This is a genomic window from Achromobacter sp. Marseille-Q4962, from assembly GCF_943737005.1.
Taxonomy (GTDB): domain Bacteria; phylum Pseudomonadota; class Gammaproteobacteria; order Burkholderiales; family Burkholderiaceae_B; genus Achromobacter.
The window spans coordinates 210,266-236,577 of sequence record NZ_CALSFU010000005.1 but is presented as its reverse complement, the minus strand read 5'-3'; the positions used below and the strand labels follow the sequence as shown (position 1 = coordinate 236,577).

At 69.3% G+C, this 26,312-nt stretch carries 25 protein-coding genes; 9 read left to right on the top strand and 16 right to left on the bottom strand.

All coding sequences use genetic code 11. From position 1 onward, the window contains the following. Window positions 1–52: 52 nt before the first annotated feature. Together NGJ44_RS06350 and NGJ44_RS06345 are read left to right on the top strand one after the other, a co-directional pair. Window positions 53–772 carry a response regulator transcription factor gene (locus NGJ44_RS06350; protein WP_053246406.1) on the top strand — a complete coding sequence of 240 codons (720 nt, stop codon included), beginning with the start codon at window positions 53–55 and terminating at the stop codon, window positions 770–772. Continuing rightward, the gene (locus tag NGJ44_RS06345; RefSeq protein WP_251863429.1) at window positions 769–2,166 is read left to right on the top strand and encodes a sensor histidine kinase; all 1,398 of its coding nucleotides are present in this window, start codon (window positions 769–771) and stop codon (window positions 2,164–2,166) included. Before NGJ44_RS06350 ends, NGJ44_RS06345 begins: the two co-directional genes overlap by 4 nt. Here NGJ44_RS06345 and NGJ44_RS06340 read toward each other — a convergent pair. The 3 genes from NGJ44_RS06340 to NGJ44_RS06330 are packed head-to-tail and all read right to left on the bottom strand — an operon-like array spanning window position 2,157 to window position 4,941. After that, window positions 2,157–2,975: a TatD family hydrolase gene (locus NGJ44_RS06340; protein WP_251863428.1), complete on the bottom strand. Its 819-nt coding sequence runs from the start codon at window positions 2,973–2,975 to the stop codon at window positions 2,157–2,159. The genes NGJ44_RS06345 and NGJ44_RS06340 overlap by 10 nt on opposite strands. A gap of 48 nt (window positions 2,976–3,023) precedes the next feature. After that, window positions 3,024–3,716: an ABC transporter ATP-binding protein gene (locus NGJ44_RS06335; RefSeq protein ID WP_251863427.1), complete on the bottom strand. Its 693-nt coding sequence runs from the start codon at window positions 3,714–3,716 to the stop codon at window positions 3,024–3,026. Continuing rightward, window positions 3,709–4,941: a lipoprotein-releasing ABC transporter permease subunit gene (locus NGJ44_RS06330; RefSeq protein WP_235491110.1), complete on the bottom strand. Its 1,233-nt coding sequence runs from the start codon at window positions 4,939–4,941 to the stop codon at window positions 3,709–3,711. Before NGJ44_RS06330 ends, NGJ44_RS06335 begins: the two co-directional genes overlap by 8 nt. 190 nt (window positions 4,942–5,131) lie before the next feature. On the opposite strand from NGJ44_RS06330, the gene NGJ44_RS06325 reads away from it, so the two are divergent. Then, the gene (locus tag NGJ44_RS06325) at window positions 5,132–6,073 is read left to right on the top strand and encodes a hypothetical protein (RefSeq protein WP_251863426.1); all 942 of its coding nucleotides are present in this window, start codon (window positions 5,132–5,134) and stop codon (window positions 6,071–6,073) included. Further along, entirely contained in the window at window positions 6,055–7,755 is a 1,701-nt protein-coding gene (gene recJ, locus NGJ44_RS06320; protein WP_251863425.1) for a single-stranded-DNA-specific exonuclease RecJ, read from the top strand. The genes NGJ44_RS06325 and recJ overlap by 19 nt, the downstream gene beginning before the upstream one ends. Before the next feature lie 93 nt (window positions 7,756–7,848). Here the strand turns inward: recJ and NGJ44_RS06315 are convergent, their stop codons facing one another. Then, entirely contained in the window at window positions 7,849–9,159 is a 1,311-nt protein-coding gene (locus NGJ44_RS06315; RefSeq protein ID WP_251863424.1) for an MFS transporter, read from the bottom strand. A gap of 255 nt (window positions 9,160–9,414) precedes the next feature. Here NGJ44_RS06315 and prfB point away from each other — a divergent pair. From prfB to NGJ44_RS06295, 4 genes are all read left to right on the top strand, one after another. Continuing rightward, window positions 9,415–10,519, top strand: a protein-coding gene (gene prfB, locus NGJ44_RS06310; RefSeq protein ID WP_152968112.1) for a peptide chain release factor 2 whose coding sequence is annotated in 2 segments (ribosomal slippage) — window positions 9,415–9,495 and window positions 9,497–10,519 — 1,104 coding nt in all. Because the reading frame shifts where the segments join, the coding sequence is not laid out codon by codon here. A gap of 43 nt (window positions 10,520–10,562) precedes the next feature. After that, a complete protein-coding gene (locus NGJ44_RS06305; RefSeq protein WP_053245764.1) occupies window positions 10,563–11,318 on the top strand; it encodes an SDR family oxidoreductase in 756 nt (251 codons plus the stop codon). A 12-nt stretch (window positions 11,319–11,330) separates the two neighbouring features. Further along, window positions 11,331–12,854, top strand: coding sequence for a lysine--tRNA ligase (lysS, locus tag NGJ44_RS06300; RefSeq protein ID WP_053245765.1), 1,524 nt, complete (start codon window positions 11,331–11,333; stop codon window positions 12,852–12,854). 15 nt (window positions 12,855–12,869) lie between these two features. Continuing rightward, window positions 12,870–13,190 (top strand): preprotein translocase subunit TatB, encoded by a 321-nt coding sequence (locus NGJ44_RS06295; RefSeq protein WP_251863423.1) that lies wholly within the window; start codon window positions 12,870–12,872, stop codon window positions 13,188–13,190. 10 nt (window positions 13,191–13,200) lie between these two features. Here the strand turns inward: NGJ44_RS06295 and NGJ44_RS06290 are convergent, their stop codons facing one another. The 8 genes from NGJ44_RS06290 to NGJ44_RS06255 are packed head-to-tail and all read right to left on the bottom strand — an operon-like array spanning window position 13,201 to window position 21,683. Continuing rightward, window positions 13,201–13,845 (bottom strand): TetR/AcrR family transcriptional regulator, encoded by a 645-nt coding sequence (locus NGJ44_RS06290; protein ID WP_251863422.1) that lies wholly within the window; start codon window positions 13,843–13,845, stop codon window positions 13,201–13,203. 6 nt (window positions 13,846–13,851) lie between these two features. Further along, window positions 13,852–15,006, bottom strand: a complete 1,155-nt coding sequence (locus tag NGJ44_RS06285; RefSeq protein WP_251863421.1) for a thiolase family protein — start codon at window positions 15,004–15,006, stop codon at window positions 13,852–13,854. Further along, window positions 15,003–16,859, bottom strand: a complete 1,857-nt coding sequence (locus NGJ44_RS06280) for an AMP-dependent synthetase/ligase (RefSeq protein WP_251863447.1) — start codon at window positions 16,857–16,859, stop codon at window positions 15,003–15,005. The genes NGJ44_RS06285 and NGJ44_RS06280 overlap by 4 nt, the downstream gene beginning before the upstream one ends. Further along, window positions 16,859–17,653 carry an ABC transporter ATP-binding protein gene (locus tag NGJ44_RS06275; protein ID WP_251863446.1) on the bottom strand — a complete coding sequence of 265 codons (795 nt, stop codon included), beginning with the start codon at window positions 17,651–17,653 and terminating at the stop codon, window positions 16,859–16,861. Before NGJ44_RS06275 ends, NGJ44_RS06280 begins: the two co-directional genes overlap by 1 nt. Before the next feature lie 49 nt (window positions 17,654–17,702). Next, complete coding sequence (locus NGJ44_RS06270) at window positions 17,703–18,884, bottom strand: ABC transporter substrate-binding protein (RefSeq protein ID WP_251863420.1); 1,182 nt, start codon at window positions 18,882–18,884, stop codon at window positions 17,703–17,705. A gap of 55 nt (window positions 18,885–18,939) precedes the next feature. Continuing rightward, window positions 18,940–19,977: a branched-chain amino acid ABC transporter permease gene (locus NGJ44_RS06265; RefSeq protein WP_251863419.1), complete on the bottom strand. Its 1,038-nt coding sequence runs from the start codon at window positions 19,975–19,977 to the stop codon at window positions 18,940–18,942. Between the two features lie 3 nt (window positions 19,978–19,980). Next, window positions 19,981–20,859 (bottom strand): branched-chain amino acid ABC transporter permease, encoded by an 879-nt coding sequence (locus NGJ44_RS06260; protein WP_053243941.1) that lies wholly within the window; start codon window positions 20,857–20,859, stop codon window positions 19,981–19,983. Further along, complete coding sequence (locus NGJ44_RS06255; RefSeq protein ID WP_251863418.1) at window positions 20,859–21,683, bottom strand: ABC transporter ATP-binding protein; 825 nt, start codon at window positions 21,681–21,683, stop codon at window positions 20,859–20,861. The genes NGJ44_RS06260 and NGJ44_RS06255 overlap by 1 nt, the downstream gene beginning before the upstream one ends. Before the next feature lie 311 nt (window positions 21,684–21,994). Here NGJ44_RS06255 and NGJ44_RS06250 point away from each other — a divergent pair, with 311 nt between their 5' ends. Next, entirely contained in the window at window positions 21,995–22,798 is an 804-nt protein-coding gene (locus NGJ44_RS06250) for an enoyl-CoA hydratase/isomerase family protein (RefSeq protein WP_053243940.1), read from the top strand. 17 nt (window positions 22,799–22,815) lie between these two features. Here the strand turns inward: NGJ44_RS06250 and NGJ44_RS06245 are convergent, their stop codons facing one another. The 4 genes from NGJ44_RS06245 to hscA form a co-directional block, all read right to left on the bottom strand. Continuing rightward, window positions 22,816–23,700: a methylglyoxal synthase gene (locus NGJ44_RS06245; RefSeq protein ID WP_053243939.1), complete on the bottom strand. Its 885-nt coding sequence runs from the start codon at window positions 23,698–23,700 to the stop codon at window positions 22,816–22,818. Window positions 23,701–23,881: 181 nt separating this feature from the next. Then, on the bottom strand, window positions 23,882–24,076 hold the full coding sequence (iscX, locus tag NGJ44_RS06240; protein ID WP_053243938.1) for a Fe-S cluster assembly protein IscX: 195 nt from the start codon (window positions 24,074–24,076) through the stop codon (window positions 23,882–23,884). Beyond that, complete coding sequence (gene fdx, locus NGJ44_RS06235) at window positions 24,076–24,417, bottom strand: ISC system 2Fe-2S type ferredoxin (protein ID WP_053243937.1); 342 nt, start codon at window positions 24,415–24,417, stop codon at window positions 24,076–24,078. Before fdx ends, iscX begins: the two co-directional genes overlap by 1 nt. Window positions 24,418–24,426: 9 nt before the next feature. After that, window positions 24,427–26,286, bottom strand: coding sequence for a Fe-S protein assembly chaperone HscA (gene hscA / locus NGJ44_RS06230; RefSeq protein WP_251863417.1), 1,860 nt, complete (start codon window positions 26,284–26,286; stop codon window positions 24,427–24,429). Between the last annotated feature and the right edge of the window lie 26 nt (window positions 26,287–26,312).

Sequence of the window (26,312 nt, the reverse complement as noted above, 5' to 3'; positions counted from 1 at the left end):
CTTGACACACCGGCGCCGCGCCATCGGCCAAACTGCCGGTTGCAGAACCCCTATGGCTTTCACTCATCCCTCCGCAATCTCCCGCAGCATCCTGCTCATCGACGATGACGTCGAGCTGGCGCAGATGCTGTGCGAGTATCTGGAGCCCGGGCTGTGCCGCCTCGCCCTCGCGCACAGCTGCGCCGAAGCGCGGCCCCTGCTGGCCCGCGGCGATCTCGACCTGATCCTGCTCGATCTGATGCTGCCGGACGGCAGCGGGCTGGACCTGCTGCGCCAGTACCGCCGGCACTCGCGCCGGCCGGTCATCATGTTCACGGCGCATGGCGGCGAGGCCGACCGCGTACTGGGGCTGGAATTCGGCGCCGACGACTATCTGGCCAAGCCTTTCAGTCCGCGCGAACTCAAGGCGCGCATCACGGCCGTGATGCGGCGGTTCGAAAGCGCGCCCGAGCCTTGCGGCCCGCACCTGCGCGTGGGGCCGCTGCGCCTGGACCCGGCCAGCGGCGTGGCCCGCCTCGGCGAGGAAGACATCGCGCTCACGGGCGCCGAACAGCGGGTCCTGGAGATCCTGATGCGCACCCCGGGCCAGGTCGTGGCGAGGGACCAGATCAGCCTGTATGCCCTGGGTCGCGTGCCCGACCGCTACGACCGCAGCATCGACACGCACATCAGCAGCCTGCGGCGCAAGCTGCGCATGGACGGCGCGCCCGAGGGCCTGGCGATCCGCAACCTGCGCGGGCTGGGATACGTGCTGGCGGCGGGCCGGGCATGACCTGGCTGCCCACCCGCTCCCTCTTCTGGCGGGCCTTCCTGACGTTCTGGGGCGCGATGGCCGCCATCCTGGTGTGCGGCATGGTGCTGACCGCCGCCGTGGCGTGGCTGCGCTTCAATTCCCTGGACGGCCTCAGCCCGGCCAGCCTCACGCGCGACGCCGCGCAGGTGGCCGTGACCGAAGGCGAGCCCGGCCTCAGGCGCTGGGTCGACGCCATGGACGCGCACTACTCCGCGCTCAAGATCTATCTGCTTGACGACCGGGACGCCGACATCCTCGGCCGCCGGCTGCCGGCGCGCATGCGCGACTGGCTGGCCGCGTACCGCGCCTCGCCCGACCGCCTCCGGGAAACCGAATATGCGCGCGCCGACCGCATTCCGGAACGCGTGTCCTGGTGGGATCCGCACCTGCTGGCGCTGCCCGACGGCACGCAGCGCCTGCTGCTGTTCCTTCCGTTCGACTCCTCGCACTGGGAGCTGCTGTCGCTGACGCCGGTGGCGCTGGCGCTGCTGCTGTTCGCCCTGGCCGTCACCGCGCCCCTGTGCTGGGCGCTCACCCGCCACGTCGCGGGGCCGGTAGCGCTGCTGCGCCAGACCACGCAGGCGCTCTCGGCCGGCAACCTGGCGGCGCGCACGCCCGCCAAGGTCGCGGCCCGCCATGACGAGATCGGCCTGCTGGCGCGCGATTTCAACGCCATGGCCGAACGGCTCAACGCCCTGGTCGGCATGCGCGAGCAGTTGCTGCACAGCATTGCCCATGAGCTGCGCTCGCCTCTGGCGCGCCTGCAGCTGGCGCTGGAACTGGCGCGCAACAAGGACGAGCGGCAGGCCGTGCAGCTCGACCGCATCGAACGCGAGTGCGAACGGCTGGACGCGCTGGTCGGCAACACCCTGAGGCTGGCGCGGATGGGCGCCCTGCCCGCTCCCGCCGAAGTGCGCGACCTGGCCGGCATCGTGGCCGCCGTGGCGCAGGACGCGCGCTACGAAGCCGCGGGCCGCGGCGTCCGGGTGGACTGCGACGCGCCCGGGCCGCTGCCGGTGCGGGCCGACGCGTGCAGCCTGTCCAGCGCTATCGAGAATGTGCTGCGCAACGCCGTGCGCTACAACCCCGACGAGGGTACCGTGCACGTCCGCCTGCGGCCCGCCGGCGGACTGGCCTGCCTGGAAATCCGCGACGAAGGGCCGGGCGTGCCCGAAAGCGAGCTGCCGGCGCTGTTCGAGCCCTTCTATCGCTCGGCCTCGGCCAAGCCCGGCACGGGCACGGGCCTGGGGCTGAGCATCGCCCAGGCCGCCGTTGCCGCGCACCGGGGCCGCATCCATGCGCGCAATGCCGCGCCGCATGGGCTGGCCGTCTCCATCGAACTGCCGATCGCGCCCGGCGCGGCTCAGTCCTGAGCCGCGGCCAGCGCGGCCGCCAGCCTGGGCAGCACGCGCAAGGCATTGGCGGTCGTGGCCCGCGCCACCGCCTCGGGCGTCATGCCGCGCAACGCCGCGAGTTCCCGGGCGATGCCGGGCAGCTCGCCAGGCCGGTTGCGGCGATGGGGCGGGTGCAGCCACGCCGGAGGAATGTCGGGCGCGTCGGTTTCCAGCACCAGGTGTTCCAGCGCCGTATCGCTGGCGTGCCGGCGGATCTGCAGGGCGCGGGCGTATGTCATGGCCCCGCCCATGCCCAGCGCAAAACCCAGGCCGGTGAATGCCGCGGCCTGCTGCGCGCTGCCGTTGAACGCGTGTGCGATGCCGCCGATGCGGCCGTGCCGGCGCAGATGCTTGAGCAGGACGTCTTGCGACTTGCGCACGTGCAGCAGCACGGGCAGGCCGTATTCGCGCGCCATGGCGAGCTGCGCCGCGTAGAAGCGCTCCTGGCGCTCGCGCGGCGGGCCCGAGGCGATCCCGGGCACGAAGAAATCCAGCCCGATCTCGCCGATGGCCACGAAGCGCGGATCGCCCAGCGCGGCTTCGACCTCCGCGCGCAGGGCGTCCAGGTCGGCATCGGCGGCGCGCGCCACGTACAGGGGGTGAATGCCCAGCGCGTAGGCGCCGCCCCGCACGCGGGCGGCCAGTTCGCGCACGATGGCGAAGTTCGCCCGCTCCACGGCGGGAATGACGATGCCGCGCACGCCCTGGCTGAAGGCGTGGGCGGCCACCTCCTGGCGGTCCGCGTCGAACTCGGCGGCGTCCAGGTGGCAATGGGTGTCGATGAGCATGGCGTTTCCTCCGCGCGGCCGCGGCTCGGGCCGCGCCCGGCAGGACGGTTATCCGCCCGAGACCAGCCGGCCGTTTTCCATGAGCAACTGCCGCCCCGCGCGCGCCGCCAGCTCGGGATCGTGCGTGACGATGGCAAATGCCGTGCCCGACTCGCGGTTCAGCTGCGTCAGCAGTTCGAACATCTGGTGCGCGGTATGGCGGTCGAGGTTGCCGGTGGGCTCGTCGGCCAGCACGCAGGCCGGCCGCGTCACCAGCGCGCGCGCCAGCGCCACCCGCTGCCGCTCGCCGCCCGAGAGCTGGCCCGGGAAATGGCCCTCGCGCGCCGCCAGGCCGACCATGCCCAGCACCTCGCGCGCCGCCAGGCGGGCGCGGTCGCGGTTTTCGCGCCGCACGATCAGGGGCATGGCAACGTTGTCCAGCGCCGAGAATTCGGGCAGCAGGTGGTGGAACTGGTATACGAATCCGAGGCTGCGGTTGCGCAAGGCGCTTTTCTTCGCCTCGCCCAGCCCGGTGGCGAGCTGCCCGTCCACCCGGACCGAGCCGCTGTTGGGCACGTCGAGCAGGCCCAGGATGTGCAGCAGCGTGCTCTTGCCCGAGCCCGAGGCGCCCACGATGGCCACCATTTCGCCTCGCGCGACCGTCAGGCTCACGTCGTTCAGCACCTCGATGCGGGCGGGGCCCTCGTCGTAGAACCTGACCAGGTTTTCGGCCTGCAGGGCCGGCGTGGAGAAATCAGTCATGGCGCAGCACCTGTGCGGGTTGCAGGCGGGAAGCGCGCCAGCTCGGATACAGCGTGGCCAGCAGCGACAGCACCAGCGAAGTCACCGCGATGGTGGCGATGTCCGCCAGGCGCGGATCCGACGGCAGCTCGCTGATGAAGTAGATCTGCTGGGGCAGGAAATGCACGCCGAACAGCCGCTCGATGAACGGCACGATCACGCCCACGTTGTAGGCGATGAGCATGCCGCCCGCCACGCCCAGCAGGGTGCCGATCACGCCGATGAGCGCGCCCTGCACCAGGAAGATGCGCGCCACCTCGCGCGGCCCCGCGCCCAGCGTGCGCAGGATGGCGATATCGGACTGCTTGTCTTTCACGGCCATCACCAGCGAGGACAGCAGGTTGAAGGCCGCCACCGCCACGATGAGCGCCAGGATCAGGAACATCATGCGCTTTTCGGTCTGCACGGCGGCGAACCAGGTGCGGTTGTTGCGCGACCAGTCGCTGGCCATGACGTAGGGCGGCAGCACCTTCTGCAACTGGGCCGCCACCTCGGGCGCCTTCTGCATGTCGGCGATGCGCAACCGCACGCCCGCGGTGCCGCTGTCGCGGAACACGCGCGCCGCGTCCTCGTCGTCCACGAAAGCCAGCGAAGAGTCGTATTCGTAGTGGCCGGACGAGAAGATGCCCACCACCGTGAACTGCCGCATGCGCGGCGCGAAGCCGGCCGGGCTGATCGAGCCCTGCGGCGCCATCATCAGCAGCGTGTCGCCCGGCTTCACGCCCATGCCGTCGGCCAGCTCGCTGCCCAGCACCACGCCGAAGCCGCCGGGCTTCAGGTCGTCGAGCCGGCCCTGCACCATCTGCCGCGGCAGGTCGGAAACCTTGCCCTCGGTAGCCGGGTCGATGCCGCGCACCTGCACGCCGCGCAGCGCCTGGCCGCGCACCAGCATGCCCTGCGCCGCCACGAACGGCGCGCCCGCGCGGACTTGCTCGTTGCGCTCGGCCGCCTCCGCGAACTGCTGCCACTGGTCCAGCACGCGCTCGGGCGCGGCGCCGGGAATGTACAGCTCGATGTGGGGCAGCACCGACAGCATGCGGTCGCGCACCTCTTTCTGGAAGCCGTTCATGACCGACAGCACCACGATCAGGGCGGCGACGCCCAGCGCAATGCCCGCCATGGAACTGCCGGCGATGAAGGAAATGAAGCGATCGCGGCGGCCGCGTCGCTGGCGGATCCGGGCCAGCCCGGCATAGCGGGCGCCGATCCAGAGTTCGTAGGGTATTTTCAGCACGTGCGCATTATTGCATTAACCCGGGCAACCGCCCGCGCCGGGTGGTGCGGTTCCAAGACCGTTGGTGTCAAGCTATGGCAGGCTTCCCGGCGCTTAGTTCCCCGCTTAGTTCCTTGCGCGGGCAGGCACTACAATCCCGGCCATGCACATCGTCATGCCGGGCGCCCTGCCCCCTCTTGCCGTCGCAGCCGAGCTGGCCAGGCTGCTTCCGGAACACGCACCCACGCTGCACGGCTGGCTGCAATCCGCGCCTGCCGAGCTGCGTGCCCACGACGTCCGCGCGCTCGGCTGCACCGCCTTCGAGTCGTGGCAACTGGGCCGCCTGGGCTACCGGCCCGAGGCCGGCCTGCTGCAGAGCGCCGGGCTGGGGCCCCTGCTGGCGGACGACACAGCCGGCCACGACCCCGTATGGCTGGCCGAGCTGGTGCATCTGGCCCTGGGCACCGACCAGGCCGCCCTGCTCGATCCTGCCCTGATGGACCTGCGCCCCGAAGAAAGCGAGGCCCTGCTCGCCACGGCGCAGACGCTCTTCCAGGGCACCGGCTTCACCGCCCAGGCGCTCACGCCCGCGCGCTGGCGGCTGCGGTTGCCGGCCGGCCTCCGTCCGGCCACCGCTAGCCCCCTGGCGGTGGCCGGACAGCGCCTGCAGGCATGGTGGAGCCAGGACGCCGCCATGCGCCCCTGGCGCCGGCTGCTCAATGAGATCCAGATGGTCTGGCACGAACACCCGGTGAACGAGGCGCGCGCGGCGCGCGGCGCGCCGCCGGTCAACGGTTTGTGGCTGTATGGCGGCGGCAAGCCCTGGAAGCGGGCCGAGCCCGCGCCGGCCAGAATCCTCGACGACCTGGACGGGCCCGCCCGCGCCGGCGACTGGGCGGCCTGGCTGCGGGCCCTCGCGGCGCTCGACCGCCGGCACCTGCGTCCCCTGGCCGGCCCGAAGGGGCCGCCGGCCGAGCCTGTCGAACTGCTGCTGCTGGGCGAAGACCGCATGGCCAGCCTCGCCCTCAAACCGCGCGCGGGCCTGCTGGGCCTGCTGCCCTCACCCAAGAAAAACTGGAGCGCCTGGTGGTCACACCCCGCCTAACCATACGCCCGGCCGATGCGGACGCCTGCCGCGTGCTGCAGGCCGCGGGCATCCATCCCCTGCTCGCGCGGCTCTGGGCCGCGCGCGGCGTCACCCACCCCGACCAGACGCGGCTCGGCTGGCCGTCCATGATTCCGCCGGCCGGCCTGACGCACGCCGCGCGCGCGGCCGCCGTGCTGGCCGACGCCGTGCAGGCCGGCCGGCGCCTGCTCATCGTGGCCGACTACGACTGCGACGGCGCCACGGCCTGCGCGGTCGGGCTGCGCGCGCTGCGCGCCATGGGCGCCCACGTCGATTTCCTGGTGCCCAACCGCTTCGAGACGGGCTACGGCCTGTCGCCGGCGGTGGTCGAGCTGGCCTGCCGCCACCACGCCGGCAAGCCCGACATCATCATCACGGTGGACAACGGCATCGCCAGCGTCGACGGCGTGGCCGCCGCCAATGCGGCCGGCATCGGCGTGGTCATCACCGACCACCACCTGCCCGGCGACACCCTGCCCGACGCGCTGGCCATCGTGAACCCCAACCAGCCGGGCTGCGGCTTTCCGTCCAAGAACCTGGCCGGCGTGGGCGTGATTTTCTACATGATGCTGGCGTTGCGCGCCGAGCTGCGCCGCCGCGGCGTCTTCCCGCCCGACGGCGGCCCGCGCCTGGACGCGCTGGCCGACCTGGTGGCCCTGGGCACCGTGGCCGACGTGGTCAAGCTCGACGCCAACAACCGCCTGCTGGTCACCCAGGGCCTGCAACGCATGCGCAGCGGCCGGCTGCAGCCCGGCCTGCGCGCGCTCTTCGCCGTGGCGGGACGCGAGCCCCGCACCGCCAGCGGCTTCGACCTGGGTTTTGCGCTCGGGCCGCGCATCAACGCCGCCGGCCGGCTCGCCGACATGAGCCTGGGCATCGCCTGCCTCGCCACGGACGACGAGGCCCAGGCGCTGGAGATGGCGCGCGAACTCGACAACATCAACCGCGAACGCCGCAGCATCGAGGCCGAAATGCGCGAGCAGGCGCTGGCGGCCATGGAAGAGCCCAATGCCGCGGCGGGCGCCACCGTGTGCGTGTTCGATCCCGGCTGGCACCAGGGCGTGGTGGGCCTGGTGGCCTCGCGCCTGAAAGAAAAGTTCTGGCGCCCCACCCTGGCCTTCGCGCCGGCCGGCGACGACGAAATCCGCGGCTCCGGCCGGTCCATTCCCGACGTGCATCTGCGCGACGCGCTGGACCTCGTCTCCAAGCGCCACCCCGCGCTCATCCGCAAGTTCGGCGGCCACGCCATGGCGGCGGGGCTGACGCTGGGCAAAGACGACTTCGCTGCCTTCGTGCCGGCCTTCGACGACGCCGTGCGCGAACTGACCGGACGCTCCACGTTCGAGCCCGTCCTCGAAACCGACGGCTCGCTGGAATCCGGCTACGCCAATGCCGACGTGGCGGGCATGCTGCAGCAGCAGGTCTGGGGCGCCGGCTTCGCGGCCCCGCTGTTCCTGGACGAGTTCACCGTCCGCAACCAGCGGCTGGTGGGCGAGAAACACCTGAAGCTGTCGCTGGAGCGCGGCGGCCAGCGCTTCGACGCCATCTGGTTCGGCCACGACCAGTCGCTGCCCGCGCAGATCCAGGCGGCCTACCGGCTGGAGCAGAACGTCTGGAACGGCATGGTGTCTGCGCAGCTCGTCATCGAATACGCGGGCTGAGCCCGGGCGCCTCGCGCATGCGCATCGGGCCGCCTCCCGGCGGCCCGATGCAGGCTCATCTTCGCTGGCATGGCGCGCCAGCGCGCGCTTGCGTCACTTGTTGACCAGCCGCGCGGGCTGGGCCAGCGCCACCAGCGCGCCGACCACCAGGCAGACGGACAGCAGGTACAGGCCCGTGTTGGTGGAGCCCGTGAGGTCCTTGAGCCAGCCGACCAGGTAGGGGCTGACGAACCCCGCCAGGTTGCCCACCGAGTTGATGAGGGCGATCCCGGCGGCGGCGGCGGTGCCGCTCAGCAGGGCCGTGGGCAGGCTCCAGAAAAGCGGCAGCACGGTGCAGATGCCGATGTTGGCCACGGTCAGCGCCAGCATGGCCAGGGTGGTGTTGCCGCTCCAGACCGCCGAGGCCAGCAGGCCGATGGCGCCGCAGACGGCCGGCAGCGCCACGTGCCAGCGCCGCTCGCGGCTGCGGTCGGAACTGCGGGCGATCAGCACCATGCCGATGACGGCGAACAGGTTGGGCACGGCCGTCAGCAGGCCGATCACCAGCGGGCTCTGCACGCCGGTGTTCTTGATGAGCGTCGGCATCCAGAAGCCCACGCCGTACAGGCCCATCACGAAAGAAAAATAGATGAGCGCCATGGCCCACACGCGCGGGCGCGTCAGGGCCGCGCGCAGCGGCGGATCTTCCTTGGTCTGGTCCTCGGCCGCGATGTTGCGGATGAGCACGGCCTTTTCGGAGGCGGTGAGCCATTTGGCCTTCTGGATGCGGTCGTCGAGATACAGCAGCACCACCACCCCGATGATCACCGACGGGATGCCCTCCAGCAGGAACAGCCACTGCCAGCCGGAAAGACCGTGCTGGCCGTGGAACGTGCTCATGATCCAGCCGGAGATCGGCCCGCCGATCAGGCCGGACATGGGCACGGCGGTCATGAAGAAGGTGGTGATGCGTCCGCGCCGGGCGGCCGGATACCAGTACGTGAGGTAGAGGATGATGCCGGGGAAGAAGCCGGCCTCCGCCGCGCCGAGCAGGAAGCGCAGCACATAGAACATGTGCTCGCTGCTCACGAACATCATGCATGCGGAGATGATGCCCCAGGTGATCATGATGCGCGCGATCCACACCCGCGCGCCCACCTTGTGCAGGATGATGTTGCTGGGAATCTCGAAGATGAAATACCCGATGAAGAAAATGCCTGCGCCCAGCCCGTAGACCGTGTCGCTGAATTGCAGCTCCTGGAGCATCTGCAGCTTGGCGAACCCCACGTTCACCCGGTCCAGGTACGCCACCACGTAGCAGACCACCAGCAGCGGCACCAGCCGCCACCCCACCTTGCGGTAGATCCGGTCTTCCTCGGACGCCGGGATCGCCGGCGCGACCCCAGGGGTCATCGTGTTTTCCATCAGTGTCTCCATTCCTCTGTCGGGATAATGCCGGCGGGTCACCGGGCCCTGGTCGGTCCCCCTCTCTTGGAGGGATGCCGGGCCTGCGTAGGCTAGAGCGGGAAAGTTGACAAAAAACTGAACAGCGCAACCGGCCATTGCCATGCGCCCGCCGGCCGGGTTCCGTCCCCGCCCGCGGGGGGCCGCCGCGGGAGGAGTCCATCCACGCTAAAATGCCAGGTTTCGTACAAAAGACACTCTCAGGACAGGATCATCATGGAAGCCGAACGTCAGAACCAGCTCGCCGCCCGCCTCGCCGACTACGCGGAGCGCGAACAGGCTCTACGGAGGTATCTTTGACTACGATGCCAAAGCCGAACGCCTGCAGGTCGTGAACGCGGAGCTCGAAGACCCCGCCGTCTGGAACGACCCCAAGCACGCCCAGGACCTGGGCCGTGAGAAGAAATCCCTGGAAGACGTGGTGGAGACGCTGCGCCTGCTGGGCACGGGCGTCGCCGACTCCCTGGAGCTCTTTGAACTGGCCGCCGCCGACGGCGACGATGCCACGCTCGCCGCCATCGAGCAGGACGCCGACGGCTACCAGCAAAAGCTGGAAGCCCTCGAATTCCGCCGCATGTTCTCCAACCCCGCCGATCCGCTGAACTGCTTCCTGGACATCCAGGCCGGCGCGGGCGGCACGGAAGCCCAGGACTGGGCCTCGATGCTGCTGCGCCAGTATCTGAAGTACGCGGAGCGCAAGGGCTTCAAGGCCGAAGTGCTGGAAGAGTCCGAGGGCGAAGTGGCGGGCATCAAGTCGGCCACCATCAAGCTCGAAGGCGACTACGCCTTCGGCTATCTGCGCACCGAAACCGGCGTGCACCGCCTGGTCCGCAAGAGCCCGTTCGACTCCTCCGGCGGCCGCCACACCTCGTTTGCCAGCGTGTTCGTCTACCCCGAGGTGGACGACTCCTTCGAGATCGAGATCAACCCGGCCGATCTGCGCGTGGACACCTACCGCGCCAGCGGCGCGGGCGGCCAGCACATCAACAAGACCGACTCCGCCGTGCGCATCACCCACATGCCCACGGGCATCGTGGTGCAGTGCCAGAACGACCGCTCGCAGCACCGCAACCGCGCCGAAGCGATGCAGATGCTGAAATCCCGGCTCTACGAGCTCGAGATGCGCAACCGCATGGCCGAGCAGCAGAAGCTGGAAGATTCCAAGACCGACGTGGGCTGGGGTCACCAGATCCGCTCCTACGTGCTGGACCAGAGCCGCATCAAGGACCTGCGCACCAACGTCGAAATCTCCAACACCCAGAAAGTGCTGGACGGCGACCTGGACCCCTTCATCCAGGCCAGCCTCAAGCAGGGCGTCTGAGTTCCGCGCTTTTTCCTCTCACCCACACCAGAGGTTCATGAGCATGACCGACACCATTGCCATCCTCACGGGCGCTTCGCGCGGCATCGGCGCCGCCATGGCGCGCGGCCTGGCCAGGCCGGGCACGCGCCTCTTCACGCTGGCGCGCCGCGACGATCCGTCGCTGGCCGAGCACGCGCGCGCCCAGGGCGCGCAGCTCGAACAGATCTCCGTGGACCTCTCCGACCTGCAAGCGGCTTCGCGGGCGGCCGAGCGCATCGCCTCGGCGCTGCCGCGCGACGCGCGCCGCTACCTGCTCATCAACAACGCGGGCACGGTCCAGCCCGTGGCCAGCGGGGCTGAGCTCGTCGACGGCGCGGCCATCGCCGCGGCGTTCAACCTGAACGTCTCGGCCGTGATGCTGCTCACCGCGCGCTTCCTGGCCGCGGTGTCGGGGCTGGACGCCGACCGCCGCATCCTGAACATCTCCTCCGGCGCCGGGCGCAATCCCAATGCCGGCTGGGGCGTGTACTGCGCCACCAAGGCCGCGCTCGACATGTACACGCGCGTCGTCAAGCAGGAGCAAGGCCCCCATGGCGCGCGCATCGTGGCGCTGGCGCCGGGCATTGTCGACACCGACATGCAGGCCGCCATCCGCGCCAGCGATCCCGAGAGCTTCCCCGCGCTGGACAAGTTCCGGGACTTCCACGCCAGCGGCAAGCTGGCCGCGCCCGCCAGCGTGGCCGCGCGCATTCTCGCCTACCTGGACCGCGACGATTTCGGCGCCACCGAAATCGACGACATCCGCAATTACGACTGATTCTTCCCCGCCATGACCGACCACTCGCCCGCCCCGGCAGCCGCCCAGGATGAAAACCGCTTGATCGCCGAACGGCGCGCCAAGCTGGCCAGACTGCGCGAAACCGGGGTTGCGTACCCCAACGACTTTACCCCCGACGCCCGCGCCGCCGAACTGCACGACAAATACGACGACCAGGACCAGCAAGCCCTGGCCGCCTCGCCCGTGCCCGTAAAGGTGGCCGGCCGCATGATGCTCAAGCGCGTCATGGGCAAAGCCAGCTTCGCCACGCTGCAGGACGCGAGCGGCCGCATCCAGATCTACCTGGACCGCGGGGCGCTCGGCGATGAAACCTACGCCGCCTTCAAGCAATGGGACATCGGCGACATCATCGCGGTCGAGGGAACCGTCTTCAAGACCAACAAGGGCGAACTCTCGGTGCACGCCTCGCAGGCCCGCCTGCTGTCGAAGTCGCTGCGCCCGCTGCCCGACAAGTTCCACGGCGTGGCCGACCAGGAACTGCGCTACCGCCAGCGCTATGTCGACCTCATCATGACCGACGCCACGCGCCGCACCTTCGAGGCGCGCAGCAAGGCTGTGGGCAGCATCCGCCAGTTCATGCTGAACGCCGGCTTCCTGGAAGTCGAGACGCCCATGCTGCACCCCATTCCGGGCGGCGCGGCGGCCAAGCCTTTCGTCACGCACCACAATGCGCTGGACATGGAAATGTTCCTGCGCATCGCGCCCGAGCTGTACCTCAAGCGCCTGATCGTGGGCGGGTTCGAGCGCGTGTTCGAGGTGAACCGCAACTTCCGCAACGAAGGCGTGAGCCCGCGGCACAATCCCGAATTCACCATGATGGAGTTCTATGCGGCCTACGTGGACTACCGCTGGCTGATGGACTTCACCGAGGAGCTGATCCGCCAGGCCGCCATCTCGGCCACCGGCAGCGCGGTGCTCACCTACCAGGGGCGCGAGCTGGACCTGTCCCAGCCCTTCGACCGCCTCACGATCTGCGAAGCCATCCTCAAGTACGCCCCCGGCTACACCCAGCAGCAGCTCGACGACGCGGCCTTCCTGCGCGCCGAACTGAAAAAGCTGGGCGCCGAGATCGACGGCCCGGTGCTATCGCGCGCCGGCCTGGGCGCGCTGCAGCTCGCGCTCTTCGAGGAAACCGCGGAGGCCAAGCTCTGGAACCCCACCTACATCATCGACTACCCGGTGGAAGTCTCGCCGCTGGCCCGCGCCTCCGACGCCCGCCCCGGCATCACCGAGCGTTTCGAGCTTTTCATGACCGGCCGTGAAATCGCCAACGGCTTTTCCGAACTGAACGACCCCGAGGACCAGGCCGCGCGATTTCGCGCCCAGGTCGAGGCCAAGGACGCCGGCGACGAAGAAGCCATGTACTACGACGCCGACTACATCCGCGCCCTGGAATACGGCATGCCTCCCACCGGCGGCTGCGGCATCGGCATCGACCGCCTGGTCATGCTGCTGACCGACAGCCCCAGCATCCGCGACGTGATTCTCTTCCCGCACCTGCGCCGCGAAGACTGACGGAAGAACGGCGTCATGATCTTCAAGATCCTGATGCTCCTGCTGGTCGTGGCGGGGCTGGTCTACTGGATCAGGCAGCCCCTCGGCGTCCAGGATGCCGCTTCCCGCGGGCCGGCGCGGCCGCGCCGGCCGGCCTTCGTCGCCCTGTGCGTGGCCGCCGCGATCGCCACCGTGGCATCCCTGCTGAGCGTCGTGCTGTGGATGGGCAGCGTGGCGGGTGGCGTCACCGGCGGCGGCTATCGCGGCGAAGCGGACTTCCTGCTGCCCGTGGCCGGCTCCCTGCTCGCCCTGGCCGTCGCCTGCGCCGTGGGCGCCTTCTTCAAGCGGCGCGGCTGATCCCCCGCCGTCATGCCGGCCACTCGCCGGCGCCTTCCGGCACCGCCGGCAGCGCGGCCTGCAGCATCGCGTCGATGAACTCGGCCGGCTGCAAACGGCCTCCCGGCCTGTACCACTGCACCGTCAGGTTCATGGCGCCCAGCACGCAGCGCTTGATGACGCGCGCATCGCCTTTGAGCAGTCCCGCGTCCACCGCCGCCTGCACCGTCTCCTGCCACATGTCCTCGTAGCGGTCGCTCAGCGACTTGACGCTGGCCCGGCTGGAGGCCGACAAGCTGCGCCATTCGTACACCAGCGCGTTCATGGCGTCGCCGCCGGCGCCCCGCAGCATGCTCCACATGTGGACCCGGAACAGCGCGGCCAGGCGGTCCGCGGGCGCCTGGTAGCGCGCCAGCGCCTGCTCGCCGCCGTCTATCACCTCCTGGATGCCGTTGTTCATCACGGCCACCAGGATTTCCTCCTTGCTGCGGAAATGATGGAACAGGCTGCCGGATTGCAGCCCCACCGCCCGCGCCAGCTCGCGCACCGTCGTGCGCTCATAGCCATGGCGGCGGAAGAGCCGGCCCGCCGTGAGGATGACCTCCCGCCGGCGCTCGGATTCCGAGCGCTCGTCGCGCCCCGCGGCGGCCGCCATGGCGGCTTCGGTTTTTTCCATCTCGGATCACTGCCTCTGGATGATGGTGGCGCAGGCCATGCCGTGCCCGATGCACATGAGCTGCATGCCGAGTTCGCCTCCGGTGGCTTCCAGCCCCGCCAGCATCTTGGCCATCAGGCCCGCGCCCGTCGCGCCCAGCGGATGCCCGTGCGCGATCGCCCCGCCCCAGGGGTTCACGCGGGACAGGTCCGCGCCCATCTCGCGCTGCCAGGCCAGCACGACGCTGGAAAATGCCTCGTTGATCTCGATCCAGTCGATATCCCTCAAGTCCAGCCGCGCGCGCGCCAGGGCCTGCCGGGCCGCGGGTATCACGCCGGTCAACTGCAGCACCGGGTCCGATCCCGTCGCCACCCGCGCCAGAAAGCGCGCGCGCGGCCTCAGGCCGTCGGCCAGCGCCGTGTCGCGGTCGGCCAGCAGCACCGCCGCCGCGCCGTCCGCAAGCTGGCTGGCGTTGGCGGCGGTCACGCCTCCCTCCCCGGGCGGCCGCAGGGCCGGCGCCAGGGCCGCCATGCGCCCGGTGTCCGTCCGCTCGCGTATGCCTTCGTCGCGGTCCGCGCGCGCATGCGGCCCCGGCAGCAATTCGGCGTGGCGGCCCGCCTGCGCCGCGGCCCAGGCGCGCGCATGGCTTTCCCGCGCCCATTCGTCCATCTCACGGCGGGACAAGCGCCACCGTTCCGCGATCCGCTCCGCGCTCTCGATCTGGTGTACGAGCGGATAACGTTCCAGCAACTGGGGATTCAGCGACTCGAAGCCGCGAAACGCTTCCCGTCCCAGCGTCACGTCCAGGAACATCGGCACGCGGCTCATGCTCTCCACGCCGCCCGCCGCCACATAGCGCATGTCGCCCGCGGCAATGGCCTGCGCGCCGAAATGCACGGCCTGCTGGCTGGAGCCGCACATGCGGTTCAAGGCCACGCCGGGAACGCTCTCGGGCAAGCCGGCCAGCAGCGCGGCCAGCCGGCCGATATTGGCGCCCTGCTCGCCGGCCTGGCTGACGCAACCCGCGATCAGGTCCTCGACCTTGTCGTGCGGCAGGCCGGCGCGCGCCAGCAGGCCCCTTACGGTCCGGGCCAGCAGCGCATCCGGCCGCGTGTCCGCCCACCACCCGCCGTGCCGCCCGAACGGCGTGCGCACGGCTTCCACGATCACGGCTTCGTTCATGCCGTCGCCTCCTCGCTGTAGAGCGCCTCGATTTCGCCGGCATAGCTGCGGTAGATGCTGGCGCGCCTGACCTTCATGGTCGCCGTCACTTCGCCGTCGTCGTGGTCCAGCTCCTTGGTCAGCAAATGGAAGCGCTTGATCTGCGCCACCGGCGCCAGGCCGGCATTGGCGCGGGCGACTTCCTGCTGGATCAGTTCGCGCACCTGCGCGGATTCGGCGAGCGAGCGGAAATGCGTGAAGGCGATGCCGCGCGACTCCGCCCACTTGCCCACCGTGTCGAACTCGAGCTGGATCAGCGCCGAGACATACCTGCGCCCGTCGGCGATCACGATGCACTCCTTCACGTACGGACTGCCCTTGACCGCGTTCTCGATCTCGGACGGGGTCAGGTTCTTGCCGCCGGCCGTGATCATGATGTCCTTCAGGCGGTCCACGATACGCACGCGCCCGTCCTCCTCGGCCGCCGCGTCGCCGGTATGCAGCCAGCCGTCGCGCAAGGTATCGGCCGTGGCGTCCGGATTCTTGTAATAGCCCTGGAACACCATGTCGCCGCGCACAAGCAGTTCGCCCGCCTCGCCTATCCGCCACTCGACGCCAAGTATGGGTTCGCCGACCGTGCCCACTTTCACGCGGTCCGGATGCTGGCCGAAGATCATGCCCGTCGATTCCGTCAGCCCGTAGACCTCCACCAGCGGCACGCCCAGCTTGCGGAAATAGCGCACCACCTCCGGCGGAATCGGCGCGGCCCCCGTCATCGCCACGCGCACGCGGCGCAGGCCGATGAAGTTCTGCAAGGCGCGCAGCACCAGCCAGTGCCACAGCCAGCGCGTCAGCCGTTCGCCGGCCGTGTACTGTGCCGGCGATTTCTCCAGAAAGGGTTCGCAGGCGGCCAGCGCGCGGCGGTACAGCCATTGCCGCAGGCGTCCCGTTTCCTGCATCTTGATCGAGATGGCGGCGTGCAGCTTTTCCCAGATGCGCGGCACCCCCAGGAAGAGAGTCGGCGCCACTTCGCGCAGGTCTTCCTGCACCGTGCGTATCGATTCGCCGAAATTCACCTGCGCGCCCAGGTAGATGGGCACGAAGGTCGACAGCATCTGCTCGGCCACGTGGCACAGCGGCAGGTACGACAGGTGCACGCTGCGGCGGTCCAGCGCCAGCCTGTCCGCGATGCCCGGCGCCACGGCGCGCATGTTGCGGTAGCTCAGCATCGCGCCCTTGGGCTTGCCGGTGGAGCCCGAGGTGTAAATCATGAGCCCCGTGTCGTCCAGGCGCTGGCCGTCCAGCATGGCATCCAGCCCGGAAAGCTCGCGATCCTCGCGGCGCGCGCCGTCGGCCTCGACCTCGGCGAAGGTCAGGATGCGTTCGCGTTCGGCCGGCCCGTAGGAGCGCAGGCCCTTGCACTCTATCGTCACGATCCGCCGCAACAGCGGCAGCCGGCCGGCCACCTGCAGCACCTTGTCGGTCTGCTCCTGGTCTTCGCACACCACCACTTCGACGTCGGCATGCTCCAGCACGTAACCCATTTCCCCGGCCGGGCTGGTGGCGTACACGCCCACCGCCACGGCCCCGACCGCGCCTGCCCCCATCTGGGCCAGCAGCCACTCCACGCGGTTTTCGGACACGATGGCCACCCGGCCGCCGGCGCCCAGGCCCAGCGCTCGCAGGCCCAGCCCCACGCGGCGGGCGCGCCGCCAGTATTCGGACCACGAGATGGGCTTCCAGATGCCGAAGTCCTTCTGCCGGATGGCGATGGCGCCGGGATGCCGGCGGGCCTGCTCGCGCAGCATCTGCGGCAGCGTCAGCGCCGGCCATGCGTCCGCGCCGGCCGCCGGGGGGATGCGTTCCTTGTCCATCATGAGAGCCAGCGCTTGCGGCGCTTATAGTGCTTGAGGTTCCGAAAACCACGGGCCTCGCCCGCGCCGCCCACACCCAGGTAGAACTCGCGCACGTCCGGATCCGCCGCCAGCCTGTCCGCGCTGCCGTCGATCACCACCTTGCCCATCTCCATGATGTAGCCGTAGTGCGCCACCGCCAGCGCCACCGATGCGTTCTGTTCCACCAGCAGCATCGACACCCCCTGCTCGCGGTTGATGCGCGCGACGATGGAGAAAATGCTCTCGACCAGCATCGGCGACAGGCCCAGCGACGGCTCGTCAAGCAGCATCAGCCTGGGCTGCGCGATCAGCGCGCGGCCAATCGCCAGCATCTGCTGCTCGCCGCCCGACAGATAACCGGCCAGCGCTCTGCGCCGCTCGTACAGGCGCGGGAAGTAGGCATAGACCAGGTCGAAGTCCGCGCGCGCGCCCGGCCTGCCCGTCAGGGCATAGGTGGCCGCCACCAGGTTCTCCTCCACCGTCAGGTCCTCGAACACGCGGCGGCCTTCCATCACGTGCGCCAGGCCGGCGCGCACCAGGTTCTGCGGCCTGGCGCCGGCCGTGTCCCTGCCGTCGAAAACGATGCGCCCGCGCGCCAGCGCGCCGTCCTCCAGGTCCAGCAGTCCGGACACCGCCTTCAGCGTGGTGGATTTGCCGGCGCCGTTGCTGCCCAGCAGCGCCACGATGCTGCCCGCGGGCACCGACAGGGACAAGCCGCGCAACACCTGTACCGCCTTGTTGTAGACGACTTCGATGTTGTTGATATCGAGCACGGCCGCAGCCGGCGCCGCCCGCGCCTCCTGTCCGGGATTCACGGCCGCCTCACTTCAGAACGATCCAGTCGGATGCCGGCACCATCTGCTTGCGCTTCACGTCGGCGCGGTAGATGCGGCCCACGGGAATGGAATTTCCCTTGATCGTGATCGGCACGCCGATCAGGCCGCCCGTGTCGAAATCCTTGATGCTGTCGAGCGCCGCCTTCATGTTGGCGGCGGTCAGCTCCTTGCCCGCGTCCAGTGTGCGCCTGGCTGCCTCGGTGAACAGCATGGCGGCCAGGAAACCCTGCATGTAGCCCGTGCTCTGGTACTGCGGCCGCATCTCGCGGATCTTCTTCAGCATGGGCGCGTCACCCTCCGTGTCGTAGTAGTAGCGGTAAGGCATCACGCCCATGAAGCCTTCGGCATCCTCGCCCATCTGCATCACCGTCGAGTTGTCCATGGTCCAGAAGGTGCCCATGTAGCGCGTCTTCAGGCCCATGCGCTTGCCCTGCCCCACGAACTCCGGAATCGGCGCCAGCACGTAGCCATGGAAAATGGTGTAGTCGGGATCGGCGCGGCGAAGCTTGATGACTTCGGTCGACACGTCCACACTGCCCGGCGGCGTCATGATCTCGGTCGCGACCTTCAGCCCGAGCTTCTCGGCGACCGCGCGCGAGCTCGCGATCGGATCGCGCCCGAACTCCGTGTCCGAGTACACGAACGCCACCTTGGCGCCGGGCTGCTCCTTGGCGATGTAGCGCAGCAAGATGCCGAACATCTCCGTATAGTCGGGCCCCAGCATGAACTGGGCCGGATACTTGGCCGGATCGTTCAGTTCGGTGGCGAACGACGCGCCGGTCATGAGGATGTCGGCGCTGCGGTTCAGCTCGGCGTTGATGGTCTTGGAAAAGCCCGTCGAATCGCCGTAGTAGAAATTCACCTTGTTCTGGCTGGTGATCTTCTTGAACGCCGCCACCGAGGCGTCCACCTTGTACGCGGTGTCTTCGGGCACGTAGCGCAGCTTGCGTCCGTTCACCCCGCCCTGCTCGTTGACCAGCTTCACGTAGTCGGTAATGCCGGCATGGATGCCCTGCCCGGCAAAGGCAAAGACCCCGCTCAGCGGAATGGACCCGCCCAGCACCAGGTCCTCCGCCGCCTGGGCGGCGGGCGCCGACGCCAGGGCCGCCGCCAGGCCCAGCGGGGCCAGCCACCTCGATAAACCGCTGCCGATCCGGATGCGCTTCATGGTTTGTCTCCTGAGGGTCTTGTGGGTGGCCGCCGCCGCGCTGTTCGCGCCGGGCTCAGGTGCGGAAGGGCCAGAGGTGGAAGAAACGGCGCACGCGCCGCCAGATTTCCGCGAGCCCGTGCGGCTCGAAGATCAGAAAGCCCACGATCAGCAGGCCGAAAACAATAGTGCGCACCGGCGAGATCAGCCGCAGCGCGTCGCCGCCCACGGGCAGCCATCCGACGATCAGCTTCAGCAGTTCCGGCACCATCGTCATGAAGAGCGCGCCCAGGATGGATCCCAGGATCGTGCCCATGCCCCCTACGATGATGGCCGCCAGGAAGAAGATCGACATGATGAGCGGAAAGCTCTCGGGCGTGACCACGCGGAAGAAATACGCCCACAGGCCGCCCGCCACGCCCGCGTAGAACGAGGATAGGCCGAAGGACAGCAGCTTGTAGCGCAGCAGCCGGATGCCCAGCACCTCGGCCGAGATGTCGCGGTCGCGGATCGCGATGAAAGCGCGCCCGATGCGCGTGCGGAACAGGTTGGCCGCGCCCAGCACCATCAGCGCCGTCACCGGCACGATCAGCCAATAGAGCTTGAACGACGTGTCCAGGTCCGCGCCCAGCATCCGCGCCGGCGGCACCTGCAGGCCCGCGGTGCCGCCCGTGAACGCCCAGTTCGCGAAAACGAAGTGCGCGATGAACGATGCGGCGATGGTGGAAATGGCCAGGTACAGCCCCTTCACCCGCAACGACGGGATGCCCACCAACAGTCCGCCCGCCATCGCCACCATGCCGCCGCCCAGCAGGTTCGCCAGCACGGGCGTGCCCAGGCGCAGTTCCATCAGCGCCACGGTATAGGCGCCCAGGCCCATGAAGGCGGCCTGCCCCAGGCTGACCAGGCCGGTGTAGCCGGTCAGGATGTTCAGCCCCGTCGCGCTGGCGATGTTGATCGCCGCCAGGCAGGCCAGGTACAGCCAATAGGCGTCGGCCACGAACGGAAACGCCGCCAGGGACGCGGCCAGCAGCGCCAGCCACACGCGCTGCGTGCGGGTGTCGAACAGTGCTTCGTCGGCAAGATAGGTCTCTTTGGCGGTCGCGATGCGCATGTGTCACAGCCTCTCGATTTCACGGGTGCCGAACAGGCCATAGGGCCTGACCATCAGCACCGCGACCAGCACGATGAAAGTGGCCAGCAACTTGTACTCGCCCCCCAGGTAGGCGCCCGCCCAGGCTTCCAGCAGGCCGATGAACACCCCGCCCACCAGCGCGCCGGCCACGCTGTCCAGCCCGCCCACGATCACCACCACCAGCACCGACAGCCCGAACACGCCCATCGACGAGGAAATGCCCCCGATCGCGCCCACGATCACGCCCGACACTGCCGCGAGCGCGCCGGCGGCCACCCAGGCCAGCGAAAACACGCGCGGCACGTTGATGCCCATTGCGTACGCGGCGCCCTGGTCCGAGGCCGTGGCCCGCAGCGCCACCCCGCCGCGCCAGTAGCGGAACACGATCAGCACCAGCAGGACCAGCGCCGCCGCCACCCAGAATCCGTAGAACACCTTGGGCGCGACGAAGGCTTCGCCCACCATCACGGGCGAACGCGGCATGAATTCGGGCAGGCGCCGCTGGTCCGCCGTCCAGATGAGCTCCACCGCCCCCACCAGGATGGACGCCAGCCCCACCGTAACCATGAAAACCGATATCGGCGACTCGCCCAGCATGGGCCGGATGGTCAGGCGCTCGACCAGCGCGCCGAACATCCCCGAAGCCAGCACGGCGCCCGCGATGGCCAGCCAGATCGGCCACGCCATGCCCGCGGCGAAGGCGTAGAAGAGATAGGCGCCCAGCATCAGGAATTCGCCGATGGCGATGTTCACCACCCGCGTCGCCTTGTAGACGATGACGAACGCCAGGGCCGCCAGCGCATACAGCCCGCCGCTGCCCAGCCCGGCCAGCGTCACCTCGAGGAAGAACAGCATGTCCATCAGGCGGCCTCTCTCAGGCGGCGACGCAGGTCGCCCACGTCACCCGCGCCCAGATAGGCCTGGATAACCTGGGGGGCCGCCTGCACCTCGACGGGCGTGCCGTCGGCGATCACCTGGCCGAAGTTCAGCACCACCACATGGTCGGACAGGTCCATCACCATGCCCATGTCGTGCTCCACCATAAGCACCGTCACGCCCCATTCGGCGCGGGCGTCGAGGATGAAGCGCGCCATATCGTCGGTTTCTTCGCGGTTCATGCCGGCCACGGGCTCGTCCAGCATCAGCACCTTGGGATTCATGGCCAGCGCGCGCGCCAGCTCCACGCGCTTCCGCAATCCATAGGGCAGCGCCGCCACCGGCGCGTGACGGATGTGGTCGATTTCCAGGAAATCGATGATGCGCTCCTCGATGTCGGCGCGCAGCGCCATCTCCTCGCGGCGCGCCCGGCCGAGGTAGAACAGCGCATCGAACACGTTGCAGCGCAGATGGGCATGGCGCCCCAGCTTGATGTTGTCCAGCACGGTCATGCCGCGAAACAGCGCGATGTTCTGGAAGCTTCGGGCCAGGCCCAGCCGGGCGCGCTCGGGCGCCGCCACGCGCGTGATGTCGCGCCCCAGGAAGCGGATCTGTCCCGACGTGGGCTTGTAGAAACCGGAAATGGTGTTGAACAGCGAGGTCTTGCCGGCGCCGTTGGGGCCGATGACCGCCGTGATGGACCCGGCCGCCACGCGAAAGCCCACATCCGTGAGCGCCTTTACCCCGCCAAACGCCAGCGTGACTCCATCCACCTCCAGCAAGGGAGGGCTATCGGACCGATCCACCATCTGTCTCCTCGCTTTGATGCGAAGCTTTTTGCCGTTGGGCCGCCCCTGGGCAAAAATGCGCCCCCCACTGGAGGCGGCAAGCCGAAGGCGCGGCGTGGAGGTCTTTTCTTATTGCTTATTGGCGTCAGTCTGGCGAACCCGCGAGGCAGGCGATGCAACGAACCTGTCCTACGCCAGTGCGGCGCCGGAAAATCGTTCCATGCGTTACGCTTGGCGTGCCCAAGACAAAACCGAGCAAGCGCTCGGTTCAGACCATAGCATCGGGTTTTTTGGATCGACACTTGGTATTTACCCGATAACGGAGACTCGCCATGCCCCCAGGAATTCCCCGCTTCCGGACGCTGCTTCTGGAAACCGACGGCGCGATCGCGACCGTGACGCTGAACCGCCCCGACGCGCTCAACGCCATCGATGTGGCGATGGCGCAAGACCTGCTGCAGGCCGCCCAATGGCTGCAGACCTGCCCCGGCACCCGCGTGGTGCTCCTGCGCGCCGCGGGCAAGGCTTTCTGCGCCGGCGGCGATATTTCCATGTTCGAAGGCGACGCCGATCAGGTGCGCGGCACGCTGCTCGCGCTGTTCGCGCCGCTCAACGATTTCATCGCCCGTATCCCGCGCATGGACCAGGTATGGCTGGCGCAGGTGCAGGGCATCGCCGCGGGCGCGGGCCTGTCGCTGGTGCTCGCCTGCGACCTGGCCATCGCCGCGGCCGAAGCGCGGTTCACGACGGCCTATCTGAAGCTCGGCGCCACGCCCGACGCCGGCATGACGCACGGGCTGACCCGCGTGCTGGGCGCCCGCCGCGCGCTGGACCTGCTGCTGCGCTCCGACACCTTCGACGCCCGCGACGCGCTGGCCTGGGGCATCGTCACCCGCACCGCCCCCGCCGCCGAACTCGCCGACGCGGCGCTCGCCTACGCAAAAGACATTGCCCGCAACGCGCCGCACGGCATCGCGGGCGCCAAGACGCTGCTGCGCTCGGCGGCAAGCGCCACGCTCGAAACCCAGCTGGCCGAGGAAACCGCGTGCTTCCTCGACTCCGCCGGGCGCGCCGACTTCGCCGAAGGCGTGCAGGCCTTCCGCGAAAAGCGGCCGCCCCGGTTCACGGGGAAATAAGGCCGGGCCGGCGCGGGTCAGATGACGCGCTTCTCCACCGCCTGCGCCCAGCGGCGCGCCACCGACGGCGAAGTGGCGCATGTGGCCGACTCGGTCACCACCCGCACGGCCCGCTCCAGTAGCTGGATGTCGGCCTCGTGCTGGCGCGCCACGTGGGGATCTTCGAAGAAGATCACGCGCTGGCACTGGTGCTCCAGCACCAGTTCGGCGATCTGCGCATCGCCGCCCAGCGGCCCGCTCAGGTAGCGATGCACCCACGGCCGCTCTTTCGGCCAGCCGCGCGACCAGGCCAGCTCGTTCAGGCGGCCGCCCGTCGTGCCCGTGGCGACGCGGCGCGCGAACCGCGACAGCACGTCGAAGTGTTCGCTGGCGAAGGCCACCATCTCGTCCTTGAGCGCATCGTGGGCGATCAGCGCCAGCGTCTGCCCCTCGAAATTGAAGTAGCGCGACAGCGCCGCGTCGGGCGCCAGCCCGGCATGGACGCGCTCGACTTCCATCCATTCGATGGCGCCCGCCAGGGTCGAGATGAAAGGGCGGCCGTGCGTAATGCATTGACGCTTCAGGGCCAGCGCCTCCGGAAAAATGGAAGACGGATCGACCGGGTCGATGAGGTAGATGGCGCCGTCGAACGGCGCCTGCTCCTGCCGCCCTTCCGTCACGCGGGCCACGAGCTTCATCAGGCCGCCCTCGCGCCCGTAGGGATAGCGGATCAGGCCCGGATAGCCCTGCAGCATGCCTTCGCGCACGATGGCGTCGTGCGTGCGCCCCACCGTATGCAGCTGGACGCCCAGTTCGCGGATGGTGGCGGAACAGGCGCGCAGCCAGGTAAAGAGCGCGGCGTCCGGGGTTTCATGGTGCAGGCGGTTGGCGGCCAGGCCGAAACGCAATTGGGGTGCAGGCATCGCGGACTCTATGGAAAAAAACGAAAAGACGGGGCCGATGACAGCCGATGATACCGCCGAAAACCTGCGTCCCCGACGTCCGCCTCCGTTTCGGCGGCCCCAAAAAAAACCGCTCCCCAGGGAGGAGCGGCTTTTTTCATCGAGGCGGCCGCGGCGGAAAGCCGTCACGGCAAGCCTGGCGTCAGTCGGCCTCGTCCATCCAGGCCATCTGGATGGCTTCCAGGATTTTCTCGCCGCAGTGTCCGGGGTCGTCGTTGAATCCGGGCAGCGCCAGCACCCATTCGCGCAGCTGCGTGAAGCGCACGGTCGCGGGATCCGCGTCCGGATGCGCTTCGGCGAGCGCGGCGGCAAGCTCGTAGGTGTCGGTCCACTTCATCAATGGCCCTCCTTCGCGTGGTTGATCGTGTACTTCGGAATCTCGATCGTCAGGTCGGCATCGCTGATCCGGGCCTGGCAAGACAACCGCGAATTCGGCGTCAGGCCCCAGGCCTTGTCCAGCAGGTCTTCCTCGGCGTCGCTGGGGTCTTCCAGCGAGGAAAACCCCTGCTTGACCACCACGTGACAGGTCGTGCACGCGCACGACAGTTCGCAGGCATGCTCGATGTCGATATGGTTGTCCAGCAGCACGCGGCAGATGGATTCGCCTTTCGGGGCGTCTTCGATCACCGCGCCTTCTGGGCAGTACTCGGGATGGGGCAATACAGTCAGTTTCGGCATAGTTTCGAATCAGGCAATCTCGTCCAGTTTGCGGCCGGACAGCGCGGCGCGGATGCTGCGGTCCATGCGGCGCGCGGCGAACTCGTCGGTCGCGGCGGAAAGCGCGGCGGTGGCAGCCTTGACGGTCTCCACGTCCTGGGCGTCCTGCGCCTGCGAGGCGGCCTCCAGGCACGCATCGATGCGGCGGCGCTCCTCGGCATCGAGCAGGTCGCCGTCCACGGCCAGCGCGGCGCGCACCGATTCGACGAGCTGGCGCGCCTCGACCTGCTGTTCGCGCAGCATGCGCGCGCGGGCGTCGGTATCGGCCTGGGCCACGCTATCAGCCAGCATGCGGGCGATTTCCTCGTCCGACAGGCCATACGAGGGCTTCACCGACACCGCGGCCTCCACGCCCGTGCTCTGCTCGCGCGCGGTCACGCTCAACAGGCCGTCCGCGTCCACCTGGAAGGTCACGCGGATGCGGGCCGCGCCCGCCACCATGGGCGGGATGCCGCGCAGTTCGAAACGCGCCAGCGAGCGGCAGTCGGACACCAGGTCGCGCTCGCCCTGCACCACGTGGATGCTCATGGCGGACTGGCCGTCCTTGAAGGTGGTGAATTCCTGGGCGCGCGCCACGGGAATGGTGCTGTTGCGCGGAATCACCCGCTCCACCAGCCCGCCCATGGTCTCCAGCCCCAGCGACAGCGGGATCACGTCCAGCAGCAGCCAGTCCTCGCCCGGCGCGCGGTTGCCGGCCAGCAGATTGGCCTGCAGCGCCGCGCCCAGCGCCACGACCTGATCGGGGTCGAGGTCGATGAGCGGGTCGGTGCCGAAAAGCCGGCCCACCGCCTCGCGCACGACGGGCATGCGCGTCGCGCCGCCCACCATGACCACGCCGCGCACGTCGGCCGGCTTCAGGCCAGCGTCGCGCAGCGCGCGGCGCGCGCAGTCCAGCGTGCGCTCCACCAGCGGCCGGGCCAGGGTTTCGAATTGCCCGCGCGTCAGCGCGCAGCTGAATTCGCGCCCGTCGGAAAGCGCGGCGCGCAGCACGGTTTCGGGGGCGTCGGACAGGGCTTCGCGCGCGGCGCGGGCCGCCACCAGCAGGCGGCTGCGGTCGGCGCCGCCCATCTCGCTGCCCTCGGCCGCCAGCACATGGTCGACGATGGCGGCATCGAAATCGTCGCCGCCCAGCGCCGTGTCGCCGCCGGTCGAGATGACCTCGAACACCCCTTGGGTCAGCCGCAGGATGGAGATGTCGAAAGTGCCCCCGCCCAGGTCGTATACGGCATAGACGCCCTCGGCGGCGTTGTCCAGCCCGTAGGCAATGGCCGCGGCGGTGGGTTCGTTCAGCAGGCGCAGGACGTTCAGCCCCGCCAGCCGCGCCGCGTCGCGCGTGGCCTGGCGCTGCGCGTCGTCGAAGTACGCGGGCACGGTGATCACTGCGCCCACGAGCTCGTCGCCCAGCACGTCTTCGGCGCGCTGGCGCAGCACCGCGAGGATCTGCGCCGACACCTCGACCGGGCTCAGCTCGCCTTGCGCCGTGCGCAGGCGCACCATGCCGGGCGCGTCCACGAGTTCGTAGGGCGCGCGCATGGCGCGCGCCTCCTGCATGCTGCGGCCCATGAAGCGCTTGACCGACACCACGGTGTTCAGCGGGTCTTCCGCCTGGCTGGCCAGGGCCTCGCGGCCGGTCAGCGTCTTGCCGCCGGCGAGGTAGCGCACCGCGGAAGGCAGCAGGGCCTGGCCCTGCTCATCGCGCAGCACCTCGGCCACGCTGCTGCGCACGGCGGCCACGAGGGAATTGGTGGTGCCCAGGTCTATGCCCACTGCCAGCTTGCGCTGGTGCGGCGCGGGCGATTCGCCGGGCTCGGAAATCTGCAATAAGGCCATGATTCGGTTTTTCTCGTCGGTTGGCG

What these genes read in the sequence shown, in the direction of transcription:
- NGJ44_RS06260 (WP_053243941.1), bottom strand. Translation starts at nt 20,859, where the DNA reads ATGGACATGCTGTTCTTCCTCGAGGTGACGCTGGCCGGGCTGGGCAGC.
- NGJ44_RS06250 (WP_053243940.1), top strand. Translation starts at nt 21,995, where the DNA reads ATGCCCCCAGGAATTCCCCGCTTCCGGACGCTGCTTCTGGAAACCGAC.
- NGJ44_RS06350 (WP_053246406.1), top strand. Translation starts at nt 53, where the DNA reads ATGGCTTTCACTCATCCCTCCGCAATCTCCCGCAGCATCCTGCTCATC.
- NGJ44_RS06280 (WP_251863447.1), bottom strand. Translation starts at nt 16,859, where the DNA reads ATGGACAAGGAACGCATCCCCCCGGCGGCCGGCGCGGACGCATGGCCG.
- NGJ44_RS06335 (WP_251863427.1), bottom strand. Translation starts at nt 3,716, where the DNA reads ATGACTGATTTCTCCACGCCGGCCCTGCAGGCCGAAAACCTGGTCAGG.
- NGJ44_RS06285 (WP_251863421.1), bottom strand. Translation starts at nt 15,006, where the DNA reads ATGAACGAAGCCGTGATCGTGGAAGCCGTGCGCACGCCGTTCGGGCGG.
- hscA (WP_251863417.1), bottom strand. Translation starts at nt 26,286, where the DNA reads ATGGCCTTATTGCAGATTTCCGAGCCCGGCGAATCGCCCGCGCCGCAC.
- lysS (WP_053245765.1), top strand. Translation starts at nt 11,331, where the DNA reads ATGACCGACCACTCGCCCGCCCCGGCAGCCGCCCAGGATGAAAACCGC.
- NGJ44_RS06305 (WP_053245764.1), top strand. Translation starts at nt 10,563, where the DNA reads ATGACCGACACCATTGCCATCCTCACGGGCGCTTCGCGCGGCATCGGC.
- NGJ44_RS06265 (WP_251863419.1), bottom strand. Translation starts at nt 19,977, where the DNA reads ATGCGCATCGCGACCGCCAAAGAGACCTATCTTGCCGACGAAGCACTG.
- iscX (WP_053243938.1), bottom strand. Translation starts at nt 24,076, where the DNA reads ATGAAGTGGACCGACACCTACGAGCTTGCCGCCGCGCTCGCCGAAGCG.
- NGJ44_RS06290 (WP_251863422.1), bottom strand. Translation starts at nt 13,845, where the DNA reads ATGGAAAAAACCGAAGCCGCCATGGCGGCCGCCGCGGGGCGCGACGAG.
- NGJ44_RS06315 (WP_251863424.1), bottom strand. Translation starts at nt 9,159, where the DNA reads ATGGAAAACACGATGACCCCTGGGGTCGCGCCGGCGATCCCGGCGTCC.
- NGJ44_RS06245 (WP_053243939.1), bottom strand. Translation starts at nt 23,700, where the DNA reads ATGCCTGCACCCCAATTGCGTTTCGGCCTGGCCGCCAACCGCCTGCAC.
- NGJ44_RS06270 (WP_251863420.1), bottom strand. Translation starts at nt 18,884, where the DNA reads ATGAAGCGCATCCGGATCGGCAGCGGTTTATCGAGGTGGCTGGCCCCG.
- NGJ44_RS06325 (WP_251863426.1), top strand. Translation starts at nt 5,132, where the DNA reads ATGCACATCGTCATGCCGGGCGCCCTGCCCCCTCTTGCCGTCGCAGCC.
- NGJ44_RS06345 (WP_251863429.1), top strand. Translation starts at nt 769, where the DNA reads ATGACCTGGCTGCCCACCCGCTCCCTCTTCTGGCGGGCCTTCCTGACG.
- NGJ44_RS06340 (WP_251863428.1), bottom strand. Translation starts at nt 2,975, where the DNA reads ATGCTCATCGACACCCATTGCCACCTGGACGCCGCCGAGTTCGACGCG.
- NGJ44_RS06295 (WP_251863423.1), top strand. Translation starts at nt 12,870, where the DNA reads ATGATCTTCAAGATCCTGATGCTCCTGCTGGTCGTGGCGGGGCTGGTC.
- fdx (WP_053243937.1), bottom strand. Translation starts at nt 24,417, where the DNA reads ATGCCGAAACTGACTGTATTGCCCCATCCCGAGTACTGCCCAGAAGGC.
- NGJ44_RS06255 (WP_251863418.1), bottom strand. Translation starts at nt 21,683, where the DNA reads ATGGTGGATCGGTCCGATAGCCCTCCCTTGCTGGAGGTGGATGGAGTC.